Below are 13,110 nucleotides of genomic sequence, written 5' to 3'. Positions count from 1 at the left end.
CGTGGGTATCCCGGAGGCTCTAAACGCCTGTGGAGAACTTGTAAGTCCTGAATTACTTCAGGCAGAGATCGTTGAAGCAGGAATCACGCGACTTTGAGTCGTGTGAGGTTCAAAGTTCCAAATCACATAGTCAAATATAGTCAGACTTTTGTGAGATTGGATTTAAGCAACTGAAAAATATTTGTCGAATCAGAACAAATAACAAATGCTATCCCCTAAGTTCCCAACATTTGTAAGTTGTGCAGGGTGGCGTAAAGTCCCCTTTGTTCTAATAATTGTTCATGGCTTCCTTGTTCGATTAATTCACCCCGCTTTAAGACAAAAATCCGGTCTACATTGCGAATTGTTGATAGGCGGTGAGCAATAATAATGGCGGTACGTTTTGTTAAAAGCTGGTTTAATGCCTCTTGAACTAAAGCTTCTGTCCCTACGTCTAGACTCGCTGTGGCTTCATCTAGTACTAAAATTTGGGGATTGCGTATGGCAGCACGGGCAAAGGCTAAAAGTTGCTTTTGTCCACTAGAAAGATTTGTTCCTCGTTCTCGCAGTTGTGTATTGTAGCCTTGGGGCAGTTGGTTAATAAACTCAGCAATATTAGTGTTCTCTGCTGCTTGTTGAATTTCTTCAAAGGTGTAGCTGTCGCCTAAACTAATATTGCTTTTGACATCGCCAGCGAATAAAAAACCTTCTTGCAAAATAACTGCTAGATAGCGCCGTAGTTCTGCTTGTGGTAGTTCTTTGATATCTACGCCATCGATGAGAATGCGTCCTTCTGTGGGTTCGTAGAGGCGACACAACAGGCGGATGATGGAACTTTTACCCGCACCTGTGGGGCCAACTAAGGCAATTTTTTCCCCTGGATGAATGGTAAAGTCTAAGTCTTTAATTACGTAATCATCGTCTTTGTAGGCAAACCAAACGTGTTCAAAGCGGATTTCTCCGAGTTCATCGGGGGTATTGAAGTTTTGGGCTTCTAGATTGGCAATTATCTCGTCTATATAGCCAAATTTAAAGTCCATGATTGAGGCTTGGGAATTGGCGCTATCGCCTATTTCTATCGGTTCATCTAAAATATCGCTGACTCTTTCAATGGCGGTGAACCCAGATTGAATCACAGTGAATTTTTCGGCAAAGTTCCGCAAGGGGTCAAATAATTGCTGGGCATACAAAATAAATGCTGATAAAATCCCAAATGTAAGTTGGTTTCCCAAAAGTAACCAACTACCCAAGGCTAGAACACTGGCGATCGCCACTAGACTAATCCATTCTAAGGTTCCGGAAACAGCGGAATCATAGACGATGGTTTGATCTATTTCCCTGGTGTAGCGTTTGTTCGTCGCCCGAAACAATTCAGCGTTAAATTTTTCTCGGCGGAACAACTGCACTACATTCATGCCGATGATGTTTTCTTGCAGCTGAGAGTTCAGTTGAGAAAGTTCTTCCCGTGCTTTGTAATTGGCTTGGCGGTACTGCTGCTGAAAGTAAATAATCACCCAGGTGATGGGTATCAGCAACAACAGCAGCAAGCAAGCAAGTTGCCACTGAAGCGACAACATCAAACCGATAATCACCAGCATGGAAAACAAATCGGAGACAATGCCAATTGCCCCAGTGGAAAAAACATCTCCTAAGACTTCTACATCGCTGGTGAGGCGAGTAATTAGTTTACCTACGGGTGTTCGGTCAAAAAAGCGCAGGGCTAGGGAAGTGACATGCTTAAATAAATCTTCGCGAATGGCCGCTGTGATTTTTTGCCCTAGTTTCTGTACTAGATAACCCTGAAAACCTGTTAATCCTAGTCTAATGGCGATCGCCATGAGCAGCAATACCTGGAGGATGCCTAACCCTTCCCCTAAAGGACGATTCCTGAGAAACTCGTAGGTGCTTGGTTCCTGGCGAATTAAAGATATGGCTTGGCCAATCAACAGTGGTTGGATAGCATTAGCTAAGGCGATCGGTACGAGGAGGCACATTGACAAGGCTAGCAGCCTGCCACTGCGTCGGGCATAAGGCACTAAACGCAAAAATAACCGCCAGTCATTTTCACGCCGGGGGTATTCTTTGTGAGATTTTTTTCGGGGTTTGGAGATGCCCATAGTAAGTTTTATAGGAATTTACTGCAATAGGAATAACACGCTTTATAAATGTAGCGCTCATGCTGCGTCTGTGATACCATGCCTGTGGTAGAAACCGCAAGGCTGCCGCGAATTCAAGGATCTATTTTCCCTGCTATATAAATCCTAGACAAGTCTAGACATTTACTTCTTACTTCAACGGGAGCATGGGAGCGGTTATCCCTTAGTAAGCTTACACGCTGTAGCCAAACGTGATAAATTAATTGCTGCATTTAGATCCCTATCCATCTCAAAACCGCAGTGCTCTAGGCCATTCTCATGCTGCCTGATTATCTGAATGCAGAGATATAATATTACTCCGGCTTTGCCCTAATTATCTTCTGTAAAGTCAGCAATAATTCGTTGACGGTGTAGGGCTTAGACAAAAATGTACTTACACCAGTGTCAGCCATGCCCCCCAGCTTATTACTTGACATCAGTCCGCTAGTGGCAATAATCTTGACGTCTGGGTTGATTTTTTGCAACGTCCGGATTGCGGTTAAACCATCCAGTGCGGGTAGCATCATATCCATTAATACAACGCTGATGTTTTTTGTGTGTTTAGCATATAATGCGATCGCCTCAATACCATCACTGGCAATCAAGGTCTTGTAATTATAAGTTTCCAAAGATGCTTTGGTAACATCCTGAATAGCGGGTTCATCATCCACAACTAAAATCAATTCTCCATCTCCTCTCATCGGTGTCAGTTCTTCTGGGCTGACTGTTTCCATTCCTCCCTCCGCTGGTAAGTACACCTTAAAGCGGGTGCCCTTTCCCACCTCGCTATAGACATTCACAAAACCACCGTGGCTCTTGATAATACCTAAGATAGTAGAAAGCCCCAGCCCCGTACCTTGTCCCACCTCTTTTGTGGTGAAGAATGGCTCAAAAATTCTATCTAAGATTTCCCCTGGAATTCCCACTCCTGTATCCGACACAGTAATTACTATATAGGGGCCAGTTTTGGCTTCTAGGTTCATCCGCGCATAATTCTCGTCAATTAACAGATTTTCCCCAGTGATGCTTAAAACGCCGCCATGAGGCATAGCATCACGGGCATTAACGCAGAGATTCATCAGCACTTGATGGAGTTGGGTACTATCTGCCGAAACCGTCCACAGTTCTTGTGGTACGTCAGTATTAATATCAATGGATTTAGGGAACGTCTCTTTGAGAATCTTAGAAACTTCCACAATCAGGTGTCTGAGTTGTAAGGTGATGCGTTTCCCTTCCACACCCCGCGCAAAGGAAAGCACCTGCTTGACTAAATCAGATCCGCGTCTAGCGTTGACTTCCAGAATCTCCAGCAGATGACGAGTTCGCTCGTCTGCATCGGGGAATTTGAGCGGCAATAGTTGCGCTCCTGCTAAAATCGGTGTCAGGATATTGTTGAGATCGTGAGCGATGCCGCTAGCCAGAGTCCCGATACTTTCTAGGCGTTGGGTGCGAAACAATTGCGCTTCTAGCTGTTTCTTTTCGGTAATGTCTGTATCAACAGTCAGAATTGATTTGGGATGTCCCTGTTCATCGCATACTAAAATCCAGCGGCTAGCAACCAAAATTTGCTTACCATGTTTGGTGCTTATAGTCAACTCTCCCTGCCACTTCCCTTTGCTAATGACGTTCAACAGCGCTGTTTCCACTTCTGCCGGCGGTTCCTCATCATACAAAAGCTCAGTGGCATCCTGATTCCAAGCCTCTTGAGCCTGCCAGCCATAAAGGTTTTCTGCGCCTTTGTTCCAGAAAAGGATTCGATTTTCCAGATCCCGCACGCATATAGCATCAGTGGTAATATCCAGCAATGCGGCCTGCTCACGGATTTTCTCTTCAGCTAGCTTGCGTTCGTACAGTGCTGCAAGTCGTTCGCTGATGTCGATGCTAGCGCAAGTTATGCCGACAACTTCTTGGGACTCGTTTCGCAATGGCTCAACCGTCAAGTCATAATATCGAGTTTCTTTGCCGATAGTGATTGCTACTTCCTTACGGACGCCGATACCTGTAGTCAAGACATCATGTTTGATACTGTTGAGATGTAGAGCATTTGCCAATGGGATGAGATCCAGGTCTTTTTTGCCCAACATCTGCTCAACTGTCAACCCAGAGAAAGGATTATAAACCCAGGTGTAACGTAACTCCCTATCTTGGTTGTAGACAAATATCGGGGAGTTTTTTAAGGCAACCCGAAATCGCTCCTCACTCTGTCGCAGGGCCTCCTCTACTCGTTGACGCTCAATTGCATAACGCATGGAACGCACCAGCAAGTCACCAGTCACTTGCCCTTTGACTAAATAATCCTGCGCTCCTTCCTGCATTGCCCGAATTGCCAAGGTTTCATCATCTATACCCGTTAGCACGATGATCGGAGTTATTTTTGCGTGACGATGTGTACTGACATAAGTTTCCCATCCCTGACTATCTGGCAGTGAGAGGTCTAACAAAATTACATCAAAACTTTTTTTACCTAGATAGATGAGGGCCTCAGAAAGCCGCTCAACTGGCGTCAACTCAACTACAACCCTGGTAACATCTTTTAAGAACTCCTGTAATAAAAAGACATCACCAGGGTTATCTTCTACTAACAAGACTTTGATAATTTCACCTGCCATTGCCATTACTCCGGTGGCAGTTTGACGATCGCAAACCAAAAATTTTCTATGGATTGTACAATTTTAACAAATTGATCGAAGTCAACTGGTTTAGTTATATAGCAATTGGCAGCTAGATTATAAGCTTTAAGTATGTCTTCTTCAGCTTGGGATGTCGTCAGCACAACTACAGGAATCCGCCTGAGTTTGGCATCTACTTTCATCTCTGCCAATACTTCCCGCCCGTCTTTTTTGGGGAGGTTTAAATCTAGCAGTACTATATCAGGATGGACTACTTTAGCATATTTTTCCTGCTTTCGCAAAAATGCCATGGCCTCGACGCCATCTTCGACTACGTTTAAGTGAATTGAGGTTTTGCTCTCTTCCAAGGCAATGCGGATGAGTTCGGCATCCCCAGGATTGTCTTCTACTAACAAAACCTCAATAGGCATAATTGCTGTTATGGTGTTCACGAGTTCTGACCTGATCTATCTGGAATTGTGAAGTAAAAAATCGAGCCTTGACCAGATTTCGACTCAACCCAAATGTTGCCACCGTGGCGTTCTATAATTTTCTTACAAATTGCCAGACCAATGCCAGTCCCTGGATATTTGCCTCTACTGTGCAATCGCTGAAAAATTACAAAAATCCGTTCCACATATTGTGGTTCTATCCCAATTCCATTATCGCGCACCCAGAACAGCCATTCGTTTTGTTGAGGGCTGAGTGCTGAGTTTTCCTCCGGCCCCCTGCCTCCATCTTCCCCATATCCCTTGACTACCCCGATGTGAATTTGCGGGGGTAGTTGCTGGTGAAATTTGATGGCATTGGCGATCAGGTTTTGGAAAACTTGGGTGAGTTGTGTGGCATCAGCCAATACAGACGGTAGAGGATCGTGGGTGATCACAGCACCACTCTCTTCTATCGTTACTTGCAAATTGGCGATCGCCCGCTTTAACACAGCAGCACAATCAACCATGGCAAAGGATTGTCCACGAGTACCGACGCGAGAATAGTTCAGCAAGTCTTGGATCAGGGTCTGCATCCGGTGGGCCCCATCTACAGCATAAGCGATAAAGTTATCTGCATTGGCATCTAGTTGATGCTTATATCTTCGCTCTAGTAGTTGTAAATAACTCGTTACCATTCGCAACGGCTCTTGCAAGTCATGAGAAGCTATATAAGCAAACTGTTCTAATTCGGCATTTGATCGAGCCAGTTCCTGATGTTGGCGGGTTTCTTGTTCCAACAGTTGCGCTTGAGATAGGGCTATGCCAATTTGGTTTGCCAACTGTTGCAATAACTCTAACTCAAAGCTGTTCCATTCGCGGGGAGTGGCACACTGTTGAGCAATTAGTAAACCCCAAAGGCTCTCTCTGACAAGAATCGGCACTACAAGGTTAGCCTTGACGCCAAACTGCTGGAGAAATTCCCGATGGCAGGGTTGGATATCAGCCTTTTCCAGGTCGGCAATTGCACTCACTCTGCCTTGGCGATATTGATCTACGTAATCTTGCTGAAAGCATGGGTCGAAGAGGTTTTGTCCTAGAACCACGGGCCAACCAGGCAGTACCGCCTCTTGCACCACTGTGCCCGAACCATCAGCCCAGACACGAAAAGTCAAAACTCGGTCAGCTTGCAGTAAGTTTTGTACCTCTGTCACCGTGGTTTGGAGAATTTCCTCTAAATCTAAAGTTTCCCGAATTTTCAGGGTGATTTGGGCGAATAGTTGCGATCGCCGGTTCTGTCGCTTTAATTCCTCTTCTGCCCGTTCGCGATCGCGCAGCGCAGCTCGCTGCTCGGTAATATCTGTATGGGAACCTACCATTCGCACCACATTGCCTGCGTCATCCCACAGCGCCTGCCCGCGATCCAAAATCCATTTATAGCTGCCGTCTTTGCACTGCAAGCGATGCTCGGTCACGTAAAACGGTGTTTTTTTGGCAAAGTGATTCTGGAAAGCTTCCAGCACCCAAGTCACATCTTCAGGATGGACTCGTTTTTGCCATTCATCCATATTGTTAGCAATCTCCTGGTCTTTATAGCCCAGCATTTCTTTCCAGCGAGTGGAAAAAAACACTTCATTCGTCTTCAGGTTCCAGTCCCAAATACCATCATTGTTACCCTGTAAAGCTAACTGCCAACGTTCTTCACTCTCCCGCAAGGCTACTGCTGTTTGCCTGCGTTCAGTAATGTCCTGGAAATAAACAGACAAGCCATCTTGTGCCGGATAGGCGTGAACTTGAAAGTAGCTGTTAAGCGGTGGATAAAAATTCTCAAATTCCACACTCACCTGTTGGGCAATTGCCCGATGATAATGATGATAGGAGATTGAGCCGATCTCAGTAGGAAACACTTCCCAAATATTTTTCCCAATTAGCTCATCTTGGGTTTTCTGCCAAATTCGCCCTGCTTGACGATTGACGTAAGTAAATCGCCACTGTTGATCAAGAGCAAAAAAGGCATCAGTAATACTTTCGAGAATATTGGCAATCCGGTTTCTCGCAGCTTCCGACGCGGCGTGTGCTGCTTGCTCTTGGGCCATGAGTTCGCGGCTAATCCGGGATACCTCAGCTACACTCCGTCTGAGTTCCAGTTGGTCTATCACCAAGCGACTTAGAGCTACTATTGCCTCCACTTGTTGCGGACTCAATTCCCGTGGAACTTTGTCGATAATGCAGAGGGTTCCTAGCATATCTCCCTTGGGAGTAATTAGGGGTATGCCTACATAAAACCGGATATAAGGATAGCCCTTTACTACCGCATTGTTTGCCAACTGTTCATCAGCCCAGGTATCTGTAACTACCACAACGTCGCGTCGTTCGCAGCAAAGATAAGATAACCCTACATTCCGGGGCATTTCTGTTAATTCTAAACCTAGTTTAGCCTTAAACCATTGACGGTTTTCATCAATGAAATTGACCAACACTATGGGGACGCCACAAATAACAGCCGCTAATTGAGCTAGATTATCATAGGCTGCTTCCGGTTCCGTGTCGAGAATCTGATATTGGCGAAGAGCTTCGAGTCTCGCCGCTTCGCTATGAGTTGAGATAGATTTCATAAATCTTTCTTAAAAAAGTGCAATTATCAACCAAAAATTGGTTTTAAGTAGGCGTCCATCTGCTATATGTATCTACATTATTAAAATTACCCAAATATCCTCTTACATCTCGCGTTTAGAGTGAGTTTTTTTGAGATTTTTGTTTTACACCTACATCTGCAATCAAGGAAGCGCCACCCTCAAGTTTGAAAAGTCGAATAATTCTAGTCTAGCTAGTCTAATCGCCCAGTTACGATGCCAGCAATTGAAACCGCCCGACTGCAACTCCAACCCTTCACTTCCAACCATTTACAAGACTATCGTGGATACGCGATCGCAAGAAAGCGGGCCGAGTGCCCATTGCACCCCGTTAAAAGTTCTCTAATCCTCCCGTCAAAGGTAATTATACGTAAAAACTTTGTATAATATCCGAGTAGGGTTGTTATCAAGAAAATTTCTGTATACAATCGAGGTCTTGCCCCATGTCCATAGTCCTTTCCGACCAAACCTTTACCAACTGGGCTGATATTGTTCCTACGTCAGAGACTGATCAAATAGTCAATTCTGGCATCGCCAATACCCTTGCTGGTAACGACACAATCACTGGCACTAGCTACAGCTACGGCATCTACAACTCCGGCACCATCGATACTGGCGATGGTGACGACACCATCACTGCTACTGGCTTCTACAGCATCTACAACTCCGGCACCATCGATACTGGCGATGGTAACGACACCATCACTGGCAATGGCTACAGCGCTGACACTAGCTACAGCTACGGCATCTACAACTACGGCACCATCGATACTGGCGATGGTGACGACACCATCACTGGCACTGGCTCCTACAGCATCTACAACTACGGCACCATCGATACTGGCGATGGTGACGACACCATCACTGGCACTGGCTACAGGTACGGCATCTACAATTACGGCACCATCGATACTGGCGATGGTAACGACACCATCACTGCTGCTGGCCCCTTGGGCATCTACAACTACGGCACCATCGATACTGGCGATGGTAATGACACCATCACTGGCAGTGGCTACAGCTACGGCATCTACAACTACGGCACCATCGATACTGGCGATGGTAACGACACCATCACTGGCACTGCTGCTGCCGGTTTTGGCATCTACAACTCCGGCACCATCGATACTGGCGATGGTAACGACACCATCACTGCTACTGGCAGTGTTGGCGGCCGCGGCATCTACAACTACGGCACCATCGATACTGGCGATGGTAACGACACCATCACTCTCACTGGCTCCTTCGGCATCTACAACTACGGCACCATCGATACTGGCGATGGTAACGACATCATCACTATTACTGGCAAAGGCGGGGTCGTCGGCATAGGCAACTCCGGCACCATCGATACTGGCGATGGTAACGACACCATCACTGCTACTAACTTTACTAGCAACAACGGCATAGGCAACTCCGGCACCATCGATACCGGCGATGGTAACGACACCATCACTGGCACTGGCAGTTTTGGCGGCCTCGGCATCCACAACGACCGCGGCACCATCGATACTGGCGATGGTAACGACACCATCACTGGCACTGGCACTGGCTTCGCCTACGGCATCTACAACGACCGCGGCACCATCAATACTGGCGATGGTAATGACACCATCACTGGCACTAGTAGCATCTCTGACAGTAGCGGCGGCATCTTCAACTCCGGCACCATTAATACTGGCGATGGTAATGACACCATCACTGGCACTAGCACCTTTAACCGCACCTACGCCTACGGCATCTACAACTCCGGCACCATCGATACTGGCGCTGGTAACGACATTATCACTGGCACTGCCTACACTGGCATCATAAACGCCATCACCTCCATTATCAATACTGGCGATGGTAACGACACCATCACTGGCAGTAGCTTCAGCACTGGTGCCGATATCCAAAACAACGGCATCATCGATACTGGTGATGGCAATGATATTGTATATGCTCTCACTGGCGGCTTTGGTGGTACTGGCACTACCCTGCTTGGAAATGGTAACGACATCCTCACAGGATTTGGGAGCGGGTTTTTTGATGGCGGCAATGGCAAAGAAGATCAGCTGCTCTTTGGCATTGGAAGCTATACAGTCTCAGATACCGCAAATATCGAGGGCTTCTATACAGTAAACAATGGAACGACAGATATGTTCGTCAAGAACTTCGAGCTTATTGGTAGTGCCAGTGATCCTGCTGCCGCTTTTAGTTTCTCTAGTGTTATTGGCGAAACTTTTATGGTGTAGCTGTGGACATTACTATTAGAACGCAGCTTGTTTTTGAATTCCTGTCATTTTATCTATTGATAGTCAGCATTCCACGAATTTAGGACAGGGTCTTTATATCTGATTTCAGTGCAGCCATGACCTTTGAAAACAACTGCTGGTTGGGGTAGTGTTACGGAAGCTGTCACCAAGTGCTTGCGTAACAAGATAAGTACCGAATTTTATTCAGGAGTCGGGACTTTATGTGTTCTGAGTTCAATTTAGCCAGTTTAAAGGGTTGAACAATGCGGAATTTTCGCCCCAAAGTTCCGACTCCATTCTAATTCGGAACTTTTTGACTCTTAGTTAGCGATCGCCTTTCTCCTATGCACAACTTCGCCCTTACTAGGCGGGGTGAAATGAGCAGTGATTCCGAAAGTTACGCTAAGGAATTAATGGGATGCTGGTAACATCTTTTACCATTTTGTCCTATTCACCGATGGCAACTGGTGGGTTAGCATCAAAATTTATCGTTTTTTCTGGCATTAACTTACAGTGTTATTTGCTTTATTTTTTTATCCCTCTCAGAAGTGTCGAGAGGGTGGGTAGTGTGATCTACTCTGCCGTAAGACGGACAGAGCTTCCCAATTCATCGGGAATAGCCTCAAGGACTCCGTAGTTCTATTGGTCTGACATTCCCTCCAAGGGCAGGAGTCCTGGTTCCCAAGACCCAAATCTTTTGCTTGCAACACTTACTTATCAGCTTGGTTTTCGCTTACGGCATTGGTAGTCAAGAGATGAATATCTTACCAGAAAACCTGGGGATTCGTCATACATCCAGAATTTGTTTTTACCAAGTAAAAAATCAATTCCAGATGCAATCCTCATCAAGAGCTCACAATCCCCACCTTATGAGTACATTGAAGGTGGGGACTTCCGCGTGTTGTTAAACAGCAGCCAAACTCGCTGCTCGCAGTTGTTCAACCAATTGGTGCAAATTACCCGTATTCAAACGATAACTCAGCGGATGGGCAATCAACCGAGCCGTGCTTTGATATAAAGTAGCAATCTCAATCAAACCATTTTCCTTCAAAGTCCGCCCTGTGGAGACTAAATCGACGATCGCCTCAGACATCCCCGTAATTGGGCCTAGTTCCACCGAACCATACAGCGGCACAATTTCCACAGGTAGATCCAGGCTTTCAAAATATTCCCGCGCACAATTCACATACTTAGACGCAACCCGACCATGAGCAGGTAAATCTAAAGGCGATTGGTAAGGACTAGATGCTTTTACCGCCACAGACATCCGACAATGCCCAAAGGGCAAATCCACTAATTGTGCAACTTGCGGCTTTTTTTCCCGCAGCAGATCATAACCGATGATACCTAGCTGCGCTTGACCATATTCTACATAAACCGGCACATCCTGCCCCCGCACTAGCAACGCTTTTGCTCGTCCACTAGCGTCAGGAATCTGGAGTTGGCGGGTTCCTGAATCTAAAAAAGCACTAAAATCCAATCCTACAGCTTGCAGTAGGCGGATGCTATTTTTAAGTAGTTCCCCTTTCGGTAGTGCAACAGTCAGCATTCTTTTTCTCTTTGTCCTTGGCGTCTTTGCAGTTCATTATTTGAGAATATCTCGATATGCTCACAACAAGCAGCATGAGAATTTTATTAGTTGATGATGAAATAGAACTAACTGACCCCTTGAGCCGTGTGTTAACTCGTGAAGGTTACAGCGTGGATGCGGCTTATGATGGCACATCTGGCAGCAACCAGGCACAAGCAGGCAGTTATGATCTACTGATTTTAGATTGGATGCTACCAGGAAAAACGGGGTTGGAGATTTGCCAGGAATTGCGACGCCAAGGTAAAACCACTCCGGTGTTGTTTCTCACAGCCAAAGATACTCTAGATGACCGGGTAGAAGGTTTAGATGCTGGTGCAGACGACTATTTAGTCAAACCCTTTGAACTGCGGGAGTTACTAGCACGAGTCCGCGCTTTGTTGCGTCGTTCTGGTGTGGAGTCTTCATACACCACCACAGGACGGCTGATAGTAGCTGATTTAGAACTCGATGGCGAAAACCAAATAGCCTATCGTCAAGGACGAATTATTGAGCTATCTCAAAAAGAAAGCCAGCTGTTGCAATACTTTATGGAACACAGCGGACAACTGTTGACTCACGCCCAGATTCTGCAACATCTGTGGCAAAATGACGAACAACCCAGTAGCAATGTCATCGCGGCCTTAATTCGCCTGCTGCGCCGCAAAATTGAAGTAGGTAGTGAAGCTCCACTGATTCACACCTGCTATGGCAAAGGCTATCGCTTTGGCGCTGCTTCAGTGGAGTTAGTTTAGTGGGCTGTATAGCCCCCATCGACCATCAGTGGTGTCCCTGTGATAAAAGAAGCTTTATCAGAAGCTAAGAAGAGAATTGCTTCAGCTACTTCTCGTGGTTGTCCTAGGCGCTTCAATAGGTGTAATGGTGCTAATTCGTCCACTACATCTTTCTTAGTTATGCCTTGAGACTGGGCAAAGTAATCCATCATCGGAGTATCAATGCCGCCGGGACAAACACAGTTGACTCTAATATTGTCAGGAGCTAAATCGTAGGCTAGACATCTAGTTAATTGCAGAACTGCTCCTTTACTGGCGTTGTATGGTACAAATGCGGCTTGAGCAACAAAAGAACTGATGGAAGCTACATTAACGATCGCTCCACCGCCGCGCTTCCGCATTTCGGGGGCTGCATATTTGGCGCAGAAAGCATATCCTTTGACATTCACCCCCAGCACTTTATCCCAATCTTCGTTTGTGGCCTGTTCTACGGTGCCGTTGACTAACACGCCAGCATTGGCGACTAGTATATCTATACCGCCCCATTGCTCAACTATTTGAGCCATCCAAGCTTTTACTTCACTTTCTGCTGCCACATTTACCTGGTGGAAAATAGCTGTACCACCGCTGCTTTGAATTTCTTCAACGACTGCTTTTCCCCCTACAGGATCTAGATCGGCGATCGCTACTTTTGCTCCTTCTTCAGCAAACAGTTTAGCCGTCTCACGACCTATACCCGAACCAGCTCCTGTAATCAGAATTATTTTGTTGGTTAAACTCATAATTTA

General features: G+C 46.1%; 9 protein-coding genes. 2 read left to right on the top strand and 7 right to left on the bottom strand.

What is annotated here, in order from left to right; genetic code table 11:
* Nucleotides 1–215 precede the first annotated feature (215 nt).
* The 5 genes from H6G32_RS08955 to H6G32_RS08935 all read right to left on the bottom strand — a co-directional run bounded on the left by H6G32_RS08955 (nt 216) and on the right by H6G32_RS08935 (nt 9,682).
* The gene (locus tag H6G32_RS08955; RefSeq protein ID WP_190457237.1) at nt 216–2,096 is read right to left on the bottom strand and encodes an ABC transporter ATP-binding protein; all 1,881 of its coding nucleotides are present in this window, start codon (nt 2,094–2,096) and stop codon (nt 216–218) included.
* 332 nt (nt 2,097–2,428) lie between these two features.
* A complete protein-coding gene (locus H6G32_RS08950) occupies nt 2,429–4,723 on the bottom strand; it encodes a hybrid sensor histidine kinase/response regulator (protein WP_190457235.1) in 2,295 nt (764 codons plus the stop codon).
* Between the two features lie 5 nt (nt 4,724–4,728).
* Nucleotides 4,729–5,175 (bottom strand): response regulator, encoded by a 447-nt coding sequence (locus tag H6G32_RS08945; protein ID WP_190457233.1) that lies wholly within the window; start codon nt 5,173–5,175, stop codon nt 4,729–4,731.
* Nucleotides 5,172–7,766, bottom strand: coding sequence for a GAF domain-containing protein (locus H6G32_RS08940; protein ID WP_190457231.1), 2,595 nt, complete (start codon nt 7,764–7,766; stop codon nt 5,172–5,174). The genes H6G32_RS08945 and H6G32_RS08940 overlap by 4 nt, the downstream gene beginning before the upstream one ends.
* Nucleotides 7,767–8,284: 518 nt before the next feature.
* On the bottom strand, nt 8,285–9,682 hold the full coding sequence (locus H6G32_RS08935; RefSeq protein ID WP_190457229.1) for a hypothetical protein: 1,398 nt from the start codon (nt 9,680–9,682) through the stop codon (nt 8,285–8,287).
* On the opposite strand from H6G32_RS08935, the gene H6G32_RS08930 reads away from it, so the two are divergent.
* Nucleotides 9,669–9,908, top strand: a complete 240-nt coding sequence (locus tag H6G32_RS08930; RefSeq protein ID WP_190457227.1) for a hypothetical protein — start codon at nt 9,669–9,671, stop codon at nt 9,906–9,908. The two genes, H6G32_RS08935 and H6G32_RS08930, sit on opposite strands and share 14 nt — an antisense overlap.
* Before the next feature lie 1,017 nt (nt 9,909–10,925).
* On the opposite strand, the gene hisG is transcribed toward H6G32_RS08930, so the two are convergent.
* Nucleotides 10,926–11,570: an ATP phosphoribosyltransferase gene (hisG, locus tag H6G32_RS08925; protein ID WP_190457225.1), complete on the bottom strand. Its 645-nt coding sequence runs from the start codon at nt 11,568–11,570 to the stop codon at nt 10,926–10,928.
* Nucleotides 11,571–11,644: 74 nt separating this feature from the next.
* Here hisG and rppA point away from each other — a divergent pair, with 74 nt between their 5' ends.
* The gene (gene rppA, locus H6G32_RS08920; RefSeq protein ID WP_190457256.1) at nt 11,645–12,343 is read left to right on the top strand and encodes a two-component system response regulator RppA; all 699 of its coding nucleotides are present in this window, start codon (nt 11,645–11,647) and stop codon (nt 12,341–12,343) included.
* On the opposite strand, the gene H6G32_RS08915 is transcribed toward rppA, so the two are convergent.
* Nucleotides 12,340–13,104 (bottom strand): SDR family NAD(P)-dependent oxidoreductase, encoded by a 765-nt coding sequence (locus H6G32_RS08915; protein ID WP_190457222.1) that lies wholly within the window; start codon nt 13,102–13,104, stop codon nt 12,340–12,342. The two genes, rppA and H6G32_RS08915, sit on opposite strands and share 4 nt — an antisense overlap.
* Between the last annotated feature and the right edge of the window lie 6 nt (nt 13,105–13,110).

The sequence above is a fragment of the Cylindrospermum sp. FACHB-282 genome (assembly GCF_014697195.1).
Lineage (GTDB): Bacteria > Cyanobacteriota > Cyanobacteriia > Cyanobacteriales > Nostocaceae > Cylindrospermum.
This window is presented reverse-complemented; position numbering and strand designations above follow the sequence as displayed.

Excerpts from the sequence above, each read along its gene's own strand:
- hisG (WP_190457225.1), bottom strand. The coding sequence starts at position 11,570 with ATGCTGACTGTTGCACTACCGAAAGGGGAACTACTTAAAAATAGCATC.
- rppA (WP_190457256.1), top strand. The coding sequence starts at position 11,645 with ATGAGAATTTTATTAGTTGATGATGAAATAGAACTAACTGACCCCTTG.
- H6G32_RS08940 (WP_190457231.1), bottom strand. The coding sequence starts at position 7,766 with ATGAAATCTATCTCAACTCATAGCGAAGCGGCGAGACTCGAAGCTCTT.
- H6G32_RS08915 (WP_190457222.1), bottom strand. The coding sequence starts at position 13,104 with ATGAGTTTAACCAACAAAATAATTCTGATTACAGGAGCTGGTTCGGGT.
- H6G32_RS08950 (WP_190457235.1), bottom strand. The coding sequence starts at position 4,723 with ATGGCAGGTGAAATTATCAAAGTCTTGTTAGTAGAAGATAACCCTGGT.
- H6G32_RS08955 (WP_190457237.1), bottom strand. The coding sequence starts at position 2,096 with ATGGGCATCTCCAAACCCCGAAAAAAATCTCACAAAGAATACCCCCGG.